Here is an 18,642-nt window from a genome sequence, read left to right as displayed (position 1 = left end):
GTCGGGCGCGGCATGCTGCTTGAGCCGGCTCGCGGCGTTGAGCGTCTCGCCGACGTACACGGATCGCGCGTCGTTCAGCAGGTAGACGACGGGCCAGTTCGTGTACCGATCACCCGCAGCCTTCAGATCCCGGATCGTCGCGGGCGTGAACGCCCGGCGCTCGATCTCAAAGCTCGTCATACTTCGCGCTCCGGCCGCGCGCCCGGTCGACGGGGTACTTCTCGCGCGTGCGCCGCAGCTTGTCGCGCACGATCTCGACCGGATCCGCCCCCATAACGTCGGCGAGCATGAGGCAGTAGGTGAAGACGTCGGCGAGCTCGTCGAGGACGTCCTGCCGCTTCTCATCCCCCGGCGCGCCCCACTGGAACTCCTCGAGGAGCTCGGCGGCCTCGATCGACACCGACTTCGCGAGGTTCTCGGGCGAGTGGAACCGCGCCCAGTCGCGCTCCGCCACGAACGCGCGCAGTTCGGATCGCAGCTCGTCGAGGGTCACGCCCGACAGCATATCGACGGCGCCGCCCGGATCCCCGCGCAAGGCGCCGCCCCGGCGCGGGGATCCGCCGTCCCGCGGCCGCCTGCAGCCGAAACGGCCGCGCGGGGGCGGATCTCCGCGGGAGGGCGCGCGCCCGCGCGGGGCGGCGAGGCGGGCGCGGGATCCTCCGGCGAGGCCCGGGCAGACAGTTGAGGTTAGGCTTGCCTAATCAGCACCACGTCCAACGGAACACCAGGCATGACACCACCCCTCCGATCCGGCCGCGAGGCCCGGGACGCCGGACCGGCTCCGCGCGCCGCCCGCGCGCACGGCAAGGCGGTCCTGTTCGGCGAGCACGCCGTCGTCTACGGGGCGCCGGCCGTCGCCGTCCCGCTTCCCGCGCTCGCCGCGACCGCGTCGGCGACGCTGCGCGCCTCGGGCCCCCCGTCGCGCATCGAGAGCGCGCTCTACGCGGGGCCCGCCGAGGGCGCCCCCGCGCCGCTCTCCCCCGTCGTGGAGGCGATCCGCGCGGCCCTCGACCTCGTCGGCGCGCCCGCGGCGCACGTCTCGATCCGCAGCGACGTGCCCGTCGGGAGGGGCCTCGGATCCTCCGCCGCCGTCGCCGCCGCCGTCGTGCAGGCCGTCGCCGGTGCCGTGGGCCGCGCCCTCGACCCCGAGGAGCGCCACGGCCTGATCCAGGTCGCCGAGCGCGCGGCCCACGGGACGCCGAGCGGCCTCGACGCCCGGGCGGTCGTCGCCGCGGGGCCGATCCGCTTCCACGCGGGCCTCGCCGCCCCGCTCGCGCTCGGCGCACCCCTCACGCTCGTGATCGCCGACAGCGGGGCCCCCGGATCCACGGCCGAGGCCGTCGCAGGCGTCCGCGCGATGCGCGACGCCAGGCCGCACACGGCGGGGACCCTCATCGACCGCCTCGGATCCCTCGCCAAAGGCTCGACGGAGGACCTCGCGTCCGGCGACCTCGACGCGCTCGGCGCGCGGATGACCGACGCGCACGGGCTCCTGCGCCTGCTCGACGTCAGCACCGACGCCCTCGACGCCCTCGTCGGCGCGGCCGCCCGCGCGGGCGCGCTCGGCGCCAAGCTCACGGGGGGCGGGCTGGGCGGGTGCGTCGTCGCGCTGGCCGCATCTCCCGCCGAGGCGGAGGAGATCGCGGGATCCCTCGCCGCAGCGGGAGCGCGGCAGGTCTGGACCATGACGCAGCAGGCGACGACGAGCATCCCGGAGGCCACCCGATGACGACAGCGACCGCGCAGGCGCACCCCAACATCGCCCTCGTGAAGTACTGGGGCAAGCGCGACGAGGATCTCGTGCTCCCCCTCGCGGGCAGCCTGTCGATGACCCTCGACGCGCTGCCGACCACGACGAGCGTGACGCTCGACCCGTCGGCCCGGGAGGACGCGTTCGAGCTGAACGGCGAGCCGGCCTCGGGCGAGCGGCTGCGTCGCGTCGCGCGCTTCCTCGACCTCGCGCGCGAGCGGGCGGGCGGCGAGCCGCCCCGCGCGATCGTGCGCTCACGCAACGAGGCGCCGACGGGCGCGGGGCTCGCGTCGTCGGCCTCGGGCTTCGCCGCCCTCGCCCTCGCGGCCTCCGCCGCCTACGGCCTCCCGCGCGACGCCCGCTCCCTGAGCCGCCTCGCGCGACGGGGATCCGGATCCGCCGCCCGATCGGTCGTCGGCGGCTTCGCCGTGTGGCACGCAGGCGACGACGAGACCTCGTACGCCGAGGCGATCGACGGGCCCGACCTGCGCATGGTGATCGTCACGGTCGACGGCTCGGGGAAGGCGGTGTCGAGCCGCGAGGCGATGCGCCGCACGGCCCTGACCTCGCCGTTCCACGACGCCTGGGCTCTGTCGGCGGCGCAGAGCCTCGACGCCATGATCGCGGCGTTCCGCGACGCCGACGTCACGCGGATCGGGCGCATCGCCGAGTCGAACGCCCTGCGGATGCACGCCGTCATCCAGTCGGCGGATCCGCCCATCCGCTACCTCGGCCCGGCGAGCGTCGCGGTCTTCGACGCCGTGCGCCGGCTGCGGGGCGAGGGCCTCGACGCCTACGCGACGGCCGACGCGGGCCCCAACGTCGTGGCGATCTGCCGGCCCGAGGACGCCGCGGACCTCGCGCGCGCCCTCGCGCCGCTGGGCGGCGTCCGGGTGGCGGCGCCCGGCCCCGGCGCGACGCTGACGGCGGGGGCGGCGGCATGATCGAGACGCGCGCCCCGGGGAAGCTCTACATCGCCGGCGAGTACGCCGTCGTCGAGCCGGGCGAGCCCGCCGCGCTCGTGGCGGTCGACCGGTACCTCACGGTGCGGCTGACGGCCAGCGAGGGCGCGGGGCGCGTCCACTCACGCGAGTACGGCCGCCTGCCGCTCGTGTGGACGCGCGAGCCGGGCGGCGCGAGGATCGTCCTCGATCACCACCCCTACGACTACGTCATGGCGGCGATCGCGACCGTCGACCGGCTGCGCCTCGAGCTGGGCCTCGCCCCGCGCTACTTCGACCTGCGGATCGAGAGCGAGCTCGACGACGCCGACGGGCGCAAGTTCGGGCTCGGATCCTCGGCCGCCGTCACAGTCGCGACGATCGCGGCCCTCGACGAGTTCTACCGGCTCGGCCTGAGCCGCGCCGAGCGGTTCAAGCTCGCTCTCCTCGCGACGGTGCAGGTGGCCCCGACGGCGTCGGGCGGCGACCTCGCGGCGAGCACATTCGGCGGGTGGGTCCGCTACACGGCGCCCGACCGCGACGCGCTGCGCGCGCACGGCGACGAGCACGGCGTCGCGCGGACCCTGACCTCCCCCGAGGCGTGGGAGGGGTGCAGCGTCACCCGCCTCCCCCCGCCCGACGCCCTGCGGCTCGTCGTCGGGTGGACGGGGTCGCCCGCGTCGACCGAGGACCTCGTCGACCGGGTCCGCCCGCACGGGCAGGACGCGGGGCGCCGCTACGGCACCTTCGTCGAGGACAGCCGAGTGTGCGTCGACGCCCTCGTCGACGCACTGCGGGAGAACGACGCCCCCGGCGCGCTCCGCGTGATCCGCCGCGCGCGCCGCCTCCTGCAGACCCTCGGCGAGACGCGCGGCATCTCGATCGAGACCGAGAAGCTCGCGACGCTGTGCGACATCGCCGAGAACGCCGGCGCGGCCGCCAAGCCGTCCGGCGCCGGCGGGGGCGACTGCGGCATCGTGCTCGCCCCCCGCGACCTGCCCGAGAGCGCGATCCTGCGCGCGTGGGAGGCGCACGACATCCGGCGCCTGAGCCTCGCGGTGCACCCGGCGGAGGGACAGGTCGATGGGATCTGACGGCACGGGGATCCCGCCTGCGGCGGCCCGCAAGGACGACCACCTGCGCCTCGCCGCCCAGCAGGCGCCCTCCCCCCGCAACGACTTCGACGACGTCGAGTTCGTCCACCACGCGCTCGCGGGCATCGACCGCGGCGACGTGCGGCTCGGCGTGCGGGTCGACGGGTGGGAGTGGCCCGCCCCGCTCTTCGTCAACGGCATGACGGGCGGGAGCCCCGCGGCCGAGCGCGTCAACCGCGCGCTCGCGATCGCGGCCCGCGAGACGGGCGTGCCGATGGGGTCCGGATCCGCGTCGATCGCCCTCGACGACCCCGCCGCCGCGCGGAGCTTCCGGGTGATCCGCGACGAGAACCCCGGCGGCTTCGTCCTCGCGAACATCGGGGCGGGCCGCTCCCCCGACGACGCCCGCCGCGCCGTCGACCTGCTGGAGGCCGACGGCCTGCAGCTGCACCTGAACGCGGTCCAGGAGACCGTCATGCCCGAGGGATCACGCGACTTCTCGTCGTGGGCGCGGGGTGTCGAGGTCGTCATCGCGGCCTCCCCCGTCCCCGTCGTGGTCAAGGAGGTGGGCTTCGGCCTGAGCCGCCGCACCCTCGTGGCACTGCGCGACATGGGGGCCCGCATCGCCGACGTCGGCGGATCCGGCGGGACGGACTTCGCCCGCATCGAGGGATCCCGCCGCGGCGCGGGCCGCGAGGAGCTCGCGGGCTACGGCCAGTCGGCCGCCGCGTGCCTGCTCGACGCGCCCGCCTTCCCGGCGCTCCTCGCGTCGGGCGGCGTGCGCGGGCCCATCGACGTCGTGCGCTCCCTCGCGCTGGGGGCGCGCGCCGCGGGCGTCGCCGGCCCGTTCCTGCGCGCCGCGCTCGACGGGGGCGAGGATGCGCTCGTGCCGATGATCGGCGGCTGGATCGAGAGGATCGCCGAGCTGCTCGCCCTCCTCGGCGCCCCGTCGCCCGAGCGCCTCGCCGCGACCGACCTGCTCGTGCGCGGCCGCGTGCGCGAGTTCTGCGAGCTGAGGGGAATCGACGCGGGCGCCCTCACCCGACGAAGCGACGAGACAGACGGAGAGCGCAGTTGAGCACGACGACCGAGCACGGTCACCCCGGCACCCTGATCCCGACGAGCTGGGTGGGCCCGATCCGCGTCGGCGGCGACGCCTTCTCCCCCGTGGGATCCCCCGCGCCGGCCGACCCCACCGAGGTGTCGGTCCCCCTCGCGACCTACGAGACGCCGCTGTGGCCGTCGGTCGGGCGCGGGGCGCGCGTCTCGCGCCTCGTCCCGGGCGGGATCCGCGTGAGCATCGCCGACGAGCGGATGACCCGGTCGGTGCTCCTCGTCGCGCCGGACGCCGAGTCGGCGCACCGCGCGGCCCGCGTCATCCACGCCCGCCTCGGCGAGCTGCGGGAGGCGATCGCGGCGCAGAGCCGCTTCGCCCGCCTCATCGACGCGCACGACGAGGTCGTCGGCAACCTCCTGTTCCTGCGCCTCGCCCTCGCGACGGGCGACGCGAGCGGGCACAACATGGTCACGCAGGCGGCCGACGCCGTGCTCGAGCGCGTCCTGTCGTGGGGCCTCGACGTCGAGTACGGAACCGTGTCGGGCAACTACTGCTCCGACAAGAAGGCCACCGCCGTGAACGGCGTGCTCGGCCGCGGCCGCCGCGCGACGGCCGACATCCTCATCCCGCACGAGGTCGTCTCGGCGCAGCTGCGCACGGACGCGCAGCGGGTCGCCGACCTCGTCGTGCGCAAGAACCTCGTCGGCAGCACGATCGCGGGCGCGATCCGCTCGGCGAACGCGCACTACGCCAACATGCTCCTCGCGATCTACCTCGCGACGGGGCAGGACGCGGCGAACATCGTCGAGGGATCCCAGGGCATCACGTACGCCGAGGCCCGGCCGGACGGCCTCTACTTCTCGTGCACCCTCCCCCACCTCGTCGTCGGCACGGTCGGCAACGGCAAGCACCTGCCGCACGTCGACGAGGCGCTTGAGCGCATGGGGTGCCGCACGGGCGCCGAGCCGGGGGCCGACGCCCGCCGGCTCGCGGGCCTCACCGCCGCGACGGTGCTGTGCGGCGAGCTCTCGCTGCTCGCGGCCCAGACCAACCCCGGCGAGCTCATGAGCTCGCACCACCTGCTCGAGCGCGGCGGGGTCGCCGCGACGGGCGAAGAAGGAGGTCGCGCGTGAGCGCCATCGGCATCCACGACATCCATGCGGCGACCGCCCATCACGTCCTCGACCTCGACCTCCTCGCGGCGCACCGCGACGTCGACCCCGCCAAGTACCGGCTGGGGCTGGGTCAGGACCGCATGAGCGTGCCCGCCCCGGACGAGGACGCGGTCACGATGGGCGCGTCCGCCGCCGCCGCCCTCCTGCGCCGCACGGGGACCGACGGGATCCGCGCCCTGCTGTTCGCGACGGAGTCGGGCGTCGACCAGTCGAAGGCGGCCGGCGTCTACGCGCACCGGCTGCTGGGGCTGCCTCCCCAGGTCCGCACGGCCGAGCTCAAGCAGGCCTGTTACGGCGGCACGGCGGCGCTGCAGACCGCGATCGGGCTCGTCGCCCGGAACCCCGACGACCGGGTGCTCGTGATCGCGTCCGACGTCGCCCGCTATGCCCTCGACTCGCCGGGAGAGCCGACGCAGGGGGCGGGGGCCGTCGCGATGCTCGTGTCGGCCGATCCCGCGCTCGTCGAGATCGAGCCGGTCTCGGGCCTCAGCACCGCAGACGTCGACGACTTCTGGCGCCCCAACGACCGCGACGTCCCCGTCGTCGACGGCCGCCTCTCGGTCGACGCCTACCTCGACGCCCTCACGAGCGCGTGGGACGACTTCCGCGCCCGCGGCGGGGCCGACGTGTCGCGGATCGACCGCTTCGTGCACCACCAGCCGTACACGAAGATGGCGCGCAAGGCGCACGCGCGGCTCGCCGAGCACACCGGCGCGGGGATCGGCGCCGACCTCATCGAGGACGGGCTCGCCGACAACAGGCAGATCGGGAACTCGTACACGGCGTCGCTCTACCTGGGCCTCTGCTCGCTGCTGCGCCGCGACGACTCGCTCGCCGGGAAGCGGATCGGCCTGTTCAGCTACGGATCCGGCAGCGTCAGCGAGTTCTTCACGGGCGTCGTGCGCCCGGGATACGCCGACGCGATGCGGGCGGCCGGCGGGATGGACCTCGACGCGAGGGCGCCCCTCGACCTCGACGCCTATCGCGCGCTCCACGCGTCGTCGGGCGCGCGCTCCGACGACGCGGAGACGCCCCGTGTCACGACGGCGCCGTTCCGCTTCGCGGGGGTGCGCGGGCGGGCGCGCGTGTACGAGGCGACGGCGTGAGCGCCGCGCACCCCGAGGTCGTCGTCGTCGCGGCCTCCCGCACGCCCCAGGGCCGCATCGGCGGCGCCCTCGCATCCCTCTCCGCCGTCGACCTCGGCGCCGCCGCGATCCGCGGCGCCCTCGCGCAGGGCGGCGTGTCCGCCTCCGCCGTCGACGCCGTGCTCGCGGGCAACGTGCTGCAGGCCGGATCGGGGCAGAACCCGGCGCGGCAGGCGGCGATCGCCGCGGGCATCGGCTGGTCGGCGCCCGCCGCCACGGTCAACGCCGTGTGCCTCTCGGGAACCGCCGCGATCATCGACGCCGCCCGGAGGATCCGGCTCGGCGAGGCCGAGGTCGTCGTCGCCGCGGGCATGGAGTCGATGTCGCGGGCTCCCCACCTGCTGCCCGGATCCCGCGCCGGCTGGCGATACGGCGACGCCGTGGCCGTCGACCACGCGGCCCACGACGGCCTGACCGACGCCTTCGGGCACGAGAGCATGGGCGCGCTCGTCGAGCGCGACAACGCCGCTCTGGGCATCACACGCGAGGAGCAGGACGCCATCGCGCTGCGCTCGCACCGCCTCGCCGCGCGCGCGGCCGAGGACGGGGTCTTCGACGCCGAGATCACGCCCGTCGACGCGCCCCGGCACGGCACCGTCACGGGCGACGAGGGGATCCGCCCCGACGCCTCCGCCAAGCGGCTCGCAGGCCTGCGCCCCGCTTTCGCGACGGGCGGGTCGATCACCGCGGGCAACGCCTCGCAGCTCTCGGACGGCGCCGCGGCCGTCGTCCTGACGACGCGCGACCGCGCCGAGTCCGAGGGCTGGACCGTGCTCGCGGCGCTCGGTGCGCACGCGCAGATCGCCGGGCCCGACACCGCCCTGCACGACAGGCCCGCCCGGGCCGTCGAGGCCGCCTGCGTGCGGGAGGGCATCACGCCGGGCGACCTCGACCTGCTCGAGATCAACGAGGCCTTCGCCGCCGTCGTCGCCCGTTCGCAGGCCCTTCTGGGAGTCGATCCCGACGACGTCAACGTGCACGGGGGCGGGATCGCGCTGGGCCACCCCATCGGAGCGAGCGGCGTGCGCCTCGTCGTGCACCTCGCGCACGAGCTCGCCCGCCGCGGCGGCGGCATCGGGGCGGCGGCGCTCTGCGGCGGGGGAGGGCAGGGCGACGCCGTCCTGCTCCGACGCTGACGGCGCCTCGCTACCAGCTCGCGACGGGCAGCGAGGCGGTGAGGTCCTCCCACGCGCCGTGGGTGGCCTCGCCGACGATGCCGAACTGCGTCAGCAGGACGATCGCCCTGCCGTCCGGGTCGTAGAGCTCGAGCGCCGAGGTCAGCCCGTGCGGGCCGTGGGACCGCACGAGCAGGCACTCGTGCACGGCGTGCAGGTCGACGTCGAGCGTGCTCTGGCCCAGCACGACGGCGAGCCGGCCCTCGCCGGAGGACGTGACGAGGTGCACGCGCCCCGACGCGAGCTGCGCGGCCGCCTCGCCGAACACCGCCGCCCCGAGGGGCAGCTCGGTCGCGCACAGGTGCTCGAACAGCGCGGGGAGCACTCCCGCGTCGGCGGAGCGCACCGCGACCTCGGGACAGTCGGCGATCTGGTTCCACCGCAGCACGCCGCCGTCGGCGAGGATCGCATCGAGCTGCGCGAGCTGATCGCCCTCCTGCCATGCCGCGGGGGCCGGATCCACCAGTCCGGGGACGTCCGGGAACGGGTCGCCCGCCCCGTCCGGCATGCACACGGGATCCCCGCCGTCGGTGCGGGCGAGGCCGGCGAGGATCAGCCGGTCGGCGTCGGACATCCCGCGTACGCGGTGAGCGACGTGTCCGCCCCGAGTGCGCAGCTGCAGGACGCACTCGCCGTCGGGGCGCGCGAAGACGTAGGGCGAGAGCCGGTCGGGAGCGACGCGCAGGACGACGGCGTACGGGTCGACCGCGAGGGCCGTCCCCTGCGCCGAGGGTTCGGCGTACGGCCCGGACTGCGCGACGACCGCACCCGGTCCGCCCGTCACGGCCAGGGCCGTGTCGAGCATCGGCAGGAGCCGCAGCACGTCGCGCGCGGGCAGATCCACGATGCGCACGTCGCCGGCGCAGCCGCCGTGGCCGCACGCGTCACAGCCCGCCGACATCAGTACACGTCCCTGACGTAGCGCTTGTCCCGCTTCATCTCCGCGACGTATTCGGCCGCATCGTCGGCGCCGCGCCCGCGCTGCGACGCGATGACGTCGAGGAGGGCCCTGTCGACGTCCTTCGCCATGCGGGAGGCGTCGCCGCACACGTACACGCGGGCGCCCTCCTCGAGCCACGCGTAGAGCTCGCCCGCACGCTCGCGCATGCGGGTCTGCACGTAGACCTTCTCGGCCTGGTCGCGCGAGAACGCGAGGTCGAGCCGGGTCAGCACCCCGCGCTCGGAGAACGCGGTCAGCTCGTCCTCGTAGATGAAGTCCGTGCTCCGGTGCTGGTCGCCGAAGAACAGCCAGCTGCCGCCCGTGGCGCCGCTCTCCGCGCGCTCATGCAGGAAGCCGCGGAAGGGGGCGATCCCCGTCCCCGGCCCGATCATGACGACGGGCACGGACCCGTCATCGGGGACGCTGAACGACGCGTTCGGCTGCGGGTAGATCCCCACGGCGGCGCCCGACGCGAGCCGGTCGGCCAGGTGCGTCGAGCACACCCCGCCGCGCGCCCGCTCGGACCCCGGCCGCCCGTACCGCACCGACGCGATCGTCAGGTGGATCCGGTCGGGGCTCGCGAGCGGGCTCGACGAGATCGAGTACTGGCGCGCCTGGAGCGGACGGAGGAGGGATGAGAGCTCCTCGGGGTCGAAGCGCACGCCGGGGCTCGCCTCGAGCAGGTCGAGCACGTCGCGCCCCCACAGCCAGGAGTCCATCGCCTCGCGGTCGTCTCGGCGCACCATCTGCGCCGTTTCGCCCTCGGGGTCGCGCTCGGCGAGCGCCGCAATGAGGTCCTTCGACGGGGTCCGGATCTCCCAGTCGTGCGTCATCCGCTCGCCGAGCGACCGGCCGTCGGACTCATCGCCGTCGCGCAGCCCGAGCCGATCGAGCGTCGCCGCGACGAGGGCAGGGTCGTTCTCGGGCACGACCGCGAGCGCGTCGCCCGCCGCGTACGTGATGCCGCTGTCGCCCAGCTCGAACTCGAGGTGCCTGATCTCCTTGGAGCTCCCCGGCGCCGAGAGCACGCGGTTCTCGGCGAGGCGCGAGGCATAGGGCGTCCTGCGGTTCCACGGCGAGCGCGCCCGCTGCGGCGCGGGTGCCGAGTCGGGCACGGGTGCCGCGGCTCCGGCCGGCGCCTCGGCCGCGAGGATCGCGACGACCCCCTCTGTCCACACGGCGGCGGGTTCCTCGAAATCGACGTCGCAGTCGGCGCGGGGCGCGATCCGCGTCGCGCCGAGCTGCTCGAGGCGCAGGTCGATGAGCTTCCCGGCCTGGCAGAAGTCGTCGTACCCGCTGTCGCCCAGCGCGAGGACGGAGAACCGGGTGCCCTCGAGCCGCGGGGCGGTCTCGGCCGAGAGCTCGCCCCAGAACAGCTCCGCCCCGTCGGGCATCTCGCCCTCGCCGTACGTCGAGGTGATGACGAGCACGTGCGACATCGCCGCGAGGTCCCCGACTCCCACGGAGTCGAGCTCGGCGGTCACGGCGCCGAGGCCGCGCCCGCGGAGGGCCGCCGACAGCTGGCCCGCGAGCTCCTCGGAGTTGCCCGTCTGGGTCCCGTAGAGGACGTTGACCGTGAGGGTCGCCGCCGGCGCCTCGCCCCCGCTTCCCCGCCCGGCCGCGAGGCCGGCGAAGAAGCCGCTGAGCCACGCGCGCTGTTCGGACGTGAACGGCGCGTCGGCCAGGAAGGCCGTGCCCGGTGCGACGGGAGGCAGGGGAACCGATCCGGGGGACCCGGGCCCCGCCTGCATGAGGCCCATCACGCCGCCACCCCCGCAGCCGTCTCCTGCGCCGCTGCCCACGAGCGCGCGAGGTCGTCGAGCGAGGCCGTCGCGATCAGCTCGTCGAAGCGCGCGGCGTCGACCGCGGCCGCGTTCCGGCGGTCCTGCTGCAGGATCCACCCGTAGGTGCCAGGCGCGTCGATGCCGCGCACGTTGCGCAGCGCCAGCGAGCGCTTGTAGTCGTGCAGGCGCTTGGCCGCGATGAGCGCGGCGAGTTCGGCATCGTCGAAGCGCTCGAGCGCCTCGCGCAGGTAGCGCTGCACGCGCTGCATCACGAAGAAGTCCTCCGTGAGGACGAGCTTGCGGGCCGCGTCGAGGACCCGCGGATCGTCGGGCCCCATGGCGCCGGGAACCCGCTCGAGGGCGAGGTCGCGCGCGACGGCGAGCACCGTGTACGCCGTGAGGAGGGAGAACATCGCAGGGTCCTCTCCGAAGAGGGGTGCCTGCCCGCCGAGCACGGCGCGGCTGTCGCGCAGGTCGGTCTTGAACGCGCGCACGCGGTCGGTCGCGATGCCGGCGGCCAGCTCGTCGAGCAGGTCCCTCCGCCCCTTCGCCGCGAGGATCGCGTCGGCGTCCTGGTACAGGAGGAGGGCCTTCGGCATCCCGCAGAAGAAGCGGTGCCGCTCGGTGTCCCACTCGGCCAGCAGGCGCGCGGCGACCGGGGATCCCGTCTCGTCGCGGTGCCAGCCGAGCAGAAGCAGGACGGCATCCTCGTGGAAGGATCCGCGCCCCTCTTCCGTCACGGGGAACATGAGCAGCGAGTCGGCGCTCACGAGGCCGGACGGGTCGCCAGCGGCGAGCGCGCCGTCGCCATCGTACTGGTAGAGGAAGCCGCCGCTCATGCCGTTGCCGAGGCCCTTTCCGAAGCCTCCGAGGTTCAGCACGGCACCGTTCGTCATGTACTCGCAGCCGAACTCGCCGAGCCCCTCGACGACCGCCGTGGCTCCCGAGTTGCGCACCGCGAAGCGGTCGCCGGCCTCGCCCTGCACGAACGCCCTGCCTCCCGTCGCGCCGAAGAGCGCGAAGTTGCCGATCAGGACGTTCCCGCCGCGCTCGGACGGGGACCCGCCCTCGGGCGAGCGGACGACGACGCGCCCGCCCGACTGGCTCTTGCCGACGCCGTCGTTCGCGGTCCCCGTGTGGACGAGGGCGATCCCGTCGTTGCAGAACGCGCCGAAGGACTGGCCCGCCGACCCGCGGGTCTCGACCCGCACGGCATCGTCGCGCAGCCGGGCGCGGCCGCGGTCGTCCCGCACGACGGCGGGCAGCGACTCGGCTCCCGCGAGCTCGTGGTTGAGCATCCGCTCGACGTCGATCGCGAGGCGCCCGCCGACCGACTTGTCGCCGTTGCCGAGCGTCACGCCGTCGATCAGCACGCTCCGCTCCGCGCGCTCGACGAGCGACTCGCGCACGCGCTCGGCGAGGTCCTCGTCGATGCGGAAGTCGGCCTCGAGGAAGACGGGATCCGCGACGACCTTCTCGGGAACGCGCGCGAGCATGCGGCGCACGTCGAGCCGGCCGACGGCCGACGGGTGGTCGAGGAGCTGCAGGAGGTCGGCGCGGCCCCGCGCCTCGCGCAGCGAGCGCAACCCGAGCCCCGCGAGGATCTCGCGCACGTCGTGGGCGATGTTCAGGAGGTACTGCGCGAGCGCGCGCGGATCCCCGTCGAACACCTCGGGGTTCGTCGTGAGCCCCGCAGGGCACTTGACGTTGCAGTTCTTCGCCATGACGCAGCCCAGCATCATGAGCGCCGTCGTGCCGAACTCGAAGCTGTCGCCGCCCAGCAGCGCCGACACGACGACGTCGCGCCCCGTCTGGTGCGCGCCGGAGCAGCGCAGCGTCACCTTCCGGCGCAGGCCGTTGACGAGCAGCGCCTGGTGCACCTCGGCAACCCCGATCTCGGCCGAGCGGCCGGCGTACTTGAGGCTCGTCACGGCGGCTGCCCCCGTGCCTCCCGTGTTGCCCGCGACGTTGATGACGTCGGCGCCCGCCTTGGCGACGCCGACCGCGATCGTGCCGATGCCCTCCGACGAGACGAGCTTGACGATCACCCGCACGCGGGCGGCCTTGCAGTCGTGGATCAGCTGCGCGAGGTCCTCGATCGAGTACGTGTCGTGGTGAGGCGGGGGCGAGACGAGCTCGATGCCCGGCGTGCCGCCGCGTGCCGCCGCGATGTCGACGGTCACCTTGGGCACGGGGAGCTGGCCGCCCTCGCCCGGCTTCGCGCCCTGGCCGATCTTGATCTCGATCTCCCGCAGCTGCGGGTCGGCGAGATACCCCGCCCAGATCCCGAAGCGGCCCGAGGCGAACTGCTTGATCCGCGAGCCGCGGATCGTTCCGTAGCGCGTGAAGTGCTCGCCGCCCTCGCCGCTGTTGCTCATGCCGCCGACCATGTTGGTCCCGTGCGCGACCGCCTCGTGCGCAGTCGCGACGAGGGCGCCGTGGCTCATCGCGCCGGAGGCGAGGGCGCGGGTGATCTCGTGGGCGGGCTGCACCTCGTCGAGCGGGATGCTCTCCGGCGCCTCCGTCAGGAGGTCGAGGAAGGCGAGGGCGTCTCCTGCGGCCGTCAGCTCGACGGCGTCCGCCCCGATCCGCAGCCCGGCCGCCTCGCCCGCGAAGCGCCGCACGAGGAACGCGGCCAGCTCGGCGTGGCGCCCGGGGAGCTCGTCGGGGGATCCCGTCGTGAGCGCCACGCGGAGGCGCTCCCCGGATCCGGATCCGCCCGCGCGCTCGACCCGCAGGCCGCGGACCGTGACGCCGACGTTGCCGTCGCCGCTGAAGCGCCCGAGCTCGCGCGCGAAGTCGTCGGCGGTGCGGAGCCCCGTGACATCGGCCGGGAGCGCCAGCACGTCGCGCAGCGCCGAGGGGCGGCGCGACCGCTCGGCCTCGGTCGTCGACACGAAGTCGCGGTAGCCCGGGGTGATCCGGAACGCGTCGATCCGCTCGGGCGGCAACGCCTCGTAGCCCGTCTCGGCGTATGCGTCGTCGCTCAGCCCGAAGGCGTCGCCGAGCTGGCCGAGCGTCAGGAGGCGCAGGGCGTCGCCGCCGCGCGCCGACGACGTCGCCGCGGCCTCCTCCGTCATCCCCGCGAAGCCGCGCACGGCCGTCGTCCCGAAGGAGTGTCCCGCCCCCTCGGACCGTTCCTTGAAGAGGCCGAGGAGCGGGATCTGGTTCTCGGCCTCGACGGACCTGGCGCGCTCGTGCCAGTCGGATGCTGTCTGGGCGATGCGCGAGAAGCCAACGCCGCCGACCGGCGCGTGCAGGTGCGGGAAGAAGCGGGCGAGCACGGGATCCCCCGTGTCGAGGTAGTTGGGCTCGAAGAACTCGCCCCCGATGAAGCTCTCGACCGTGCAGAGGCCGACGCGCCCCATCGTCTTCGCGAGCGACTTGAGGGCCGCCTTGCGGAACCGAGCGAAGGCGCGGTCGGTGTCGGTCTCGGCCTGTGCGAGGACCTCAGCGCTCGGGAAGCGCTCCTCGGCGCGCAGCCGTGCGCTGAGGCTGTACACGGCGCTCGCCCCGAAGCCCAGCGCCGTCGCGATGTGGTGGCTGCTCGGCAGCTGGCCGCTCTCGGCGACGAGCGACGCGCTGAGTTTGAGGCCCTGCTCGATGAGCCGCTGGTTGACCGCCGCGATCGCGAGGATCAGCGGAAGGGGCGCCCGTGCGGCGTCGACGCCGCGGTCGCTCAGCAGCGCGATGCCGCCCTGCGCCGCGGCGAAGCGCTCGACCCCGTCGCAGAGCGCGTCGAGCGCGTCGCGCACCGCCTCGGCGTTGCGGGCGGTGTCGCCGGGGACGGGCTCGTAGAGGAGGTCGAAGCGCTCGAGCGGCACGACGTCCTGCCGCCGCAGGCGCACCATGTCGAGGTGGTCGAGGATCGGGGACTCGACGACGATCTGCCGCGTGCGCCCCGCCCCGCCCCGCGGCTTCGCGCCGAGCGCGACGCGGAACGTCATCCCGTCCGCCTCGCGGATGCTGTCGAGCGGCGGGTTCGTCACCTGGGCGAAGCGCTGCGAGAAGTACTTCGCCATGCCGCCCTCCTGATCGGAGAGCGCGTTGATCGCGTTGCCGTAGCCCATCGCGCTGATCCGCTCGGCGCCGTCGGCGAGCATCGGGTCCATCATGAACCGGAAGCTCTCCTGGTCGAGCGAGTACGCGACGTACCTGCCCGCCCGCGCGAGGTCGCCCTCGTAGCCGAGGGTGTCGTCGCCTCGGGTGCCCGCGACGGGGATGTCGTCGATCATGACGCGTGCTCCGCGCAGCAGCTCACCGTAGTCTCGGCGCGAGGCGAGGAGCTCGAGCGCCTCGCGGGTCCGGCGGATCCGCCCGGAGCCGTCGGCCGTCCGCTCCCGGTGGTCGAGGTAGAGCATGCCGCCGGCCTCGATCCGGCCGCGGCGGATCACCTCGGCGTCGCCGACGTGCAGCTGGCCCGCCTCGGAGCTCACCATGAGATGCTCGGCCGTCTCGACGCTGCGCAGCGGCCGGAGCCCCAGGCGGTCGAGGCGGGCGCCCACGACGTCGCCGTCGCTGAAGATCACGGCGGCCGGCCCGTCGTTCTTCTCCTCGTAGAGCGAGAAGTACTCGAGCATGTCGCGCACGGGCTGCGGAAGCGTGCGGTCGTTCTCCCACGCGGGCGGCATGAGCGCGACGACGGCCTCCACGAGATCGAGCCCGTCGTCGAAGACGCGGCTCTGCAGCGTCTGGTCGAGGCGGCTCGAGTCGCTCTGTCCAGGAGGCCGCACGATAGAGCGCGCGCGGGCGCGGGCGAGCGCGTCGTCGCTCAGGCGGTTCTTGCGGTCGGTGTTGAGCTCGCCGTTGTGCGCCATCAGGCGGAACGGCTGGGCCATCGACGGGTGCGGCTCGGTGTTCGTCGAGAAGCGGGTGTGGAAGTAGAGGGTCCGCACCGCGTGGCGCTCGTCGAGCAGATCTGCGAAGAACGGGATCACCTCGCCCGCGTTGAGCCGCCCCTTGAGGACCTGCGTGCGGCAGCTCACCGACAGCGGGTACAGGCCCGCGAGGTCGCCAGGCGCGAACGCCTCTCCCGCACCGTATGCCTCGCGCTCGATCCGCAGCAGGGCGGCGTTCGCGGCACGATCCGCATCCCCCCGGGACCAGCCGTCGGGGGCGGTGAAGACCCACTGCAGGATCTCCTTCTGGTACTGCCGCGCCGCGGGCCGCGTGACCGAGTGGTCGACGGGTACCGTGCGGACGAGCACGGGCTGGAGCCCCTCGGCCCGCAGCGACGCGTCGATGAGGCGGCGCGCGTCGTCCGAGCGGCCGGCATCGTCCGGCAGGAAGACGTTGGCGACGCCGAAGAGACCCGGAACGAGCGCGCGGCCCGTGAGCGCGCGGAAGAACTCGGCCGAGAGATCGACGCTCACGCCCGCGCCGTCGCCGACGCCCTCGGAGCTCATCCCGCCGCGGTGCGGGATCGCGCACAGCGCGCGATGCCCGAGCTCGATGACGTCGTGTCCTGGCACGCCGTCCTTGCGGGTGATGAAGCCGACGCCGCAGTCGCTGTGCTCGGCGGAGGGGTCGTACAGACCGAAGCGGGGGTGGGTCACGTGCGTGTCCTGGGATCGGTGGCGGGGAAGCCGGGGGTCACGTGCCGCGCGCCGGGTCTCGGCGGCGGCCGTTCGCAGCGCTGCCTGACGGATCGGGCCTATTGTGAGGCTTGCCTAACCTAAACCATCGCAGCGCGGGATGACAACGTGCGGATGCCGGCCGGCCCGACCGCGCCCGCGGGTCCGTAGCCTTGTGGGGTGACGGATTTCGAAGCAGGGGCCGCGTTCCGCCGGCCCGTCGCCGCGCAGGATCGCCAGCTGATCGGGGCATTCGAGACGTGGGTCGGCACGCTTCCCCCCGAGACGCCCGCCGCGGGGGCGCCGGCCGCGATCGCGTCGCTCCTCGCGCGCGGCGCCGAGCTCAGGCGGCCCGACGCCGTCGCGCCCGCGCTGGCCTCGATCGCGGGGCACCCCGACGAGAAGCGGATCGCGTCGGCCCTCGACGCGTACGTGCACTTCCAGCTCGCGAACTCGCCGACCCCCGAGGGGTGGGCGGATCCGCACGAGCTCGTCGAGCGGCGCCTCGCCGATCTCGCGCCCGCTCCCCTCGCGCTCGAGGCGCTCATGATGGCGCAGATCGAGTCGTCGGTCCTGCCCGACGACCAGCGCCTGGCGGCCCTGGCGCGCACGCGGGTCGTGTCGTCCGTCGGCGACGGATCGCTCGGGATCCCCGCGCTCGAGGAGTCGTGGCGGCGCGCCGTCGCCGGCTCGGGCGCGTCCGGCGCGCTCTCGGCCGACGCCGCGGGGTCGCTCGTGGCGCTCTTCATCGCCGACCTCGTGCAGAACGGCCTGAGCGACGCCGCACTGATCCGGCTCTTCCCCGGGCTCGGCGACGCGCGGCCGGGGTTCGAGGGCGAGATCGCACTGCTCGCCGAGGCGGGCCTCGTCGTCGACGGCGAGGTGCCGGCCGGCGTCCGCGGGGCGGTCGCGAACGGCGTCGCGGTGGGCGCGGGGCTGCGCGACTGACGGCGGCTCCGCCCGGCGAGTGGGACGATCGAGTCGTGGACCCCGAAACGACCGCCCGCCTGCTCGACGTCATCGAGAACGACATCGTCCCCCTCACCCGCGCGGGGGTGGCGAAGGGCAACAAGCTGTTCGGCGCCGCGATCCTGCGCCGCGACGACCTCTCGCTCGTCGTCGCCGAGACGAACAACGAGATCGCGAACCCGCTCTGGCACGGCGAGATCCATGCGATCAAGCGCTTCTACGAGATGGCGGATCACCCCGACCCCGCCGACTGCATCTTCCTCGCGACCCACGAGCCGTGCTCGCTGTGCCTCTCGGGGATCACGTGGGCCGGGTTCCGCGAGTTCTCGTACCTCTTCAGCCACCAGGACTCGGCCGACGCGTTCGCGATCCCCCACGACATCCGGATCCTCCGCGCCGTCTACGCCGTGCCCGACCCCGACCGGTCCGCCCCCGCGGAGGGCCGCGACCTGTACAACCGCGAGAACGAGTTCTTCACCTCGCACGCCCTCGACGCGGGCGAGCGCGGCGAGCGGATCGCCCGCACCTACGACGAGCTCTCCGCGGTGTACCAGGCGTCGAAGGGCGCGGCGGGGATCCCCCTGGCGTAGCCGCGCACCGCGCGACCCACCCCACGCGGGCTCCGGGTACGCGAACGGTCGCGAAACGCGGCCGCGAGCGACCACATGCGCACCCGGAACCCGCAGCCGGGCGCTCCGGGTACGCGAATGGGGCTCTTCGCAGTTGAGGGGGTAGGTGAGGGCGCGTCGGTGTCCTGGTAGGGGTCGAGGTCTCCCGAGGATGGAAGTTCTCACACTGCCCGTCCGACGGAAGACCTCGACGTGTCCCACGCTACATTCGCTGCCCCTGATCTGACCGTGTTCTGCCGCCTCGACGAGCTCGGACTCGACGCCGTCGGACTGGACTTGCGGCGTGATCGGGCGGTCATCGAGTGTCGCGTCGCGGAGCCCGACTCGTGGTGTCGAGGTTGCGGCAGTCAGGCGCTCTCGCGCGGGACGGTTGCCCGTCGTCTCGCGCACGACCCGTTCGGCCATCGCCC

13 protein-coding genes and 1 pseudogene are annotated in these 18,642 nt (G+C 74.5%); 10 read left to right on the top strand and 4 right to left on the bottom strand.

The genetic code is table 11. The features are described 5' to 3' along the window. Positions 1-166: 166 nt before the first annotated feature. On the bottom strand, positions 167-505 hold the full coding sequence (locus tag H576_RS0105215; RefSeq protein ID WP_036319433.1) for a nucleotide pyrophosphohydrolase: 339 nt from the start codon (positions 503-505) through the stop codon (positions 167-169). 225 nt (positions 506-730) lie between these two features. Between H576_RS0105215 and mvk the strand changes: the two genes are divergently transcribed. From mvk to H576_RS0105180, 7 genes are read left to right on the top strand one after another with little or no spacing between them, the layout of a single operon-like run. After that, on the top strand, positions 731-1,729 hold the full coding sequence (gene mvk, locus H576_RS14375) for a mevalonate kinase (protein ID WP_051172203.1): 999 nt from the start codon (positions 731-733) through the stop codon (positions 1,727-1,729). Continuing rightward, the gene (mvaD, locus tag H576_RS0105205; RefSeq protein ID WP_029150071.1) at positions 1,726-2,694 is read left to right on the top strand and encodes a diphosphomevalonate decarboxylase; all 969 of its coding nucleotides are present in this window, start codon (positions 1,726-1,728) and stop codon (positions 2,692-2,694) included. Before mvk ends, mvaD begins: the two co-directional genes overlap by 4 nt. Next, complete coding sequence (locus H576_RS0105200; RefSeq protein WP_029150070.1) at positions 2,691-3,785, top strand: phosphomevalonate kinase; 1,095 nt, start codon at positions 2,691-2,693, stop codon at positions 3,783-3,785. Before mvaD ends, H576_RS0105200 begins: the two co-directional genes overlap by 4 nt. Beyond that, a complete protein-coding gene (fni, locus tag H576_RS14370) occupies positions 3,775-4,863 on the top strand; it encodes a type 2 isopentenyl-diphosphate Delta-isomerase (protein WP_036319430.1) in 1,089 nt (362 codons plus the stop codon). The genes H576_RS0105200 and fni overlap by 11 nt, the downstream gene beginning before the upstream one ends. Continuing rightward, positions 4,860-5,975 (top strand): hydroxymethylglutaryl-CoA reductase, encoded by a 1,116-nt coding sequence (locus H576_RS0105190; RefSeq protein WP_084502472.1) that lies wholly within the window; start codon positions 4,860-4,862, stop codon positions 5,973-5,975. Before fni ends, H576_RS0105190 begins: the two co-directional genes overlap by 4 nt. Next, positions 5,972-7,123 carry a hydroxymethylglutaryl-CoA synthase gene (locus H576_RS0105185; protein ID WP_029150068.1) on the top strand — a complete coding sequence of 384 codons (1,152 nt, stop codon included), beginning with the start codon at positions 5,972-5,974 and terminating at the stop codon, positions 7,121-7,123. Before H576_RS0105190 ends, H576_RS0105185 begins: the two co-directional genes overlap by 4 nt. After that, complete coding sequence (locus H576_RS0105180) at positions 7,120-8,298, top strand: acetyl-CoA C-acyltransferase (RefSeq protein ID WP_029150067.1); 1,179 nt, start codon at positions 7,120-7,122, stop codon at positions 8,296-8,298. Before H576_RS0105185 ends, H576_RS0105180 begins: the two co-directional genes overlap by 4 nt. Before the next feature lie 10 nt (positions 8,299-8,308). Here H576_RS0105180 and H576_RS0105175 read toward each other — a convergent pair whose 3' ends face one another. Genes H576_RS0105175 through H576_RS0105165 form a run of 3 tightly spaced genes read right to left on the bottom strand, consistent with a single transcriptional unit; the run spans position 8,309 to position 16,616 of the window. Continuing rightward, positions 8,309-9,238 carry a hypothetical protein gene (locus tag H576_RS0105175; RefSeq protein ID WP_029150066.1) on the bottom strand — a complete coding sequence of 310 codons (930 nt, stop codon included), beginning with the start codon at positions 9,236-9,238 and terminating at the stop codon, positions 8,309-8,311. After that, on the bottom strand, positions 9,238-11,037 hold the full coding sequence (locus tag H576_RS0105170) for a sulfite reductase subunit alpha (protein ID WP_245559125.1): 1,800 nt from the start codon (positions 11,035-11,037) through the stop codon (positions 9,238-9,240). The genes H576_RS0105175 and H576_RS0105170 overlap by 1 nt, the downstream gene beginning before the upstream one ends. Beyond that, positions 11,037-16,616 carry a glutamate synthase-related protein gene (locus H576_RS0105165; RefSeq protein ID WP_029150064.1) on the bottom strand — a complete coding sequence of 1,860 codons (5,580 nt, stop codon included), beginning with the start codon at positions 16,614-16,616 and terminating at the stop codon, positions 11,037-11,039. The genes H576_RS0105170 and H576_RS0105165 overlap by 1 nt, the downstream gene beginning before the upstream one ends. 198 nt (positions 16,617-16,814) lie before the next feature. On the opposite strand from H576_RS0105165, the gene H576_RS0105160 reads away from it, so the two are divergent. The 3 genes and pseudogenes from H576_RS0105160 to H576_RS16290 form a co-directional block, all read left to right on the top strand. Further along, complete coding sequence (locus tag H576_RS0105160) at positions 16,815-17,582, top strand: hypothetical protein (RefSeq protein WP_029150063.1); 768 nt, start codon at positions 16,815-16,817, stop codon at positions 17,580-17,582. 35 nt (positions 17,583-17,617) lie between these two features. Beyond that, positions 17,618-18,193, top strand: a complete 576-nt coding sequence (locus H576_RS0105155; RefSeq protein WP_029150062.1) for a nucleoside deaminase — start codon at positions 17,618-17,620, stop codon at positions 18,191-18,193. 231 nt (positions 18,194-18,424) lie between these two features. Next, positions 18,425-18,642, top strand: a pseudogene (locus tag H576_RS16290) (ISL3 family transposase); the annotation flags it as partial.

The organism is Microbacterium indicum DSM 19969, assembly GCF_000422385.1.
In the GTDB taxonomy this organism is placed as follows: Bacteria; Actinomycetota; Actinomycetes; order Actinomycetales; family Microbacteriaceae; genus Microbacterium; species Microbacterium indicum.
The sequence above is the reverse complement of the archived record's forward strand: the minus strand, read 5'-3'. Positions and strand labels throughout refer to the sequence as shown.

Bases quoted from the DNA above. Each gene is read 5' to 3' on its own strand.
- H576_RS0105200 (WP_029150070.1), top strand. From the start codon at position 2,691: ATGATCGAGACGCGCGCCCCGGGGAAGCTCTACATCGCCGGCGAGTAC.
- H576_RS0105170 (WP_245559125.1), bottom strand. From the start codon at position 11,037: ATGGGCCTCATGCAGGCGGGGCCCGGGTCCCCCGGATCGGTTCCCCTG.
- mvaD (WP_029150071.1), top strand. From the start codon at position 1,726: ATGACGACAGCGACCGCGCAGGCGCACCCCAACATCGCCCTCGTGAAG.
- fni (WP_036319430.1), top strand. From the start codon at position 3,775: ATGGGATCTGACGGCACGGGGATCCCGCCTGCGGCGGCCCGCAAGGAC.
- mvk (WP_051172203.1), top strand. From the start codon at position 731: ATGACACCACCCCTCCGATCCGGCCGCGAGGCCCGGGACGCCGGACCG.
- H576_RS0105215 (WP_036319433.1), bottom strand. From the start codon at position 505: ATGCTGTCGGGCGTGACCCTCGACGAGCTGCGATCCGAACTGCGCGCG.
- H576_RS0105175 (WP_029150066.1), bottom strand. From the start codon at position 9,238: ATGTCGGCGGGCTGTGACGCGTGCGGCCACGGCGGCTGCGCCGGCGAC.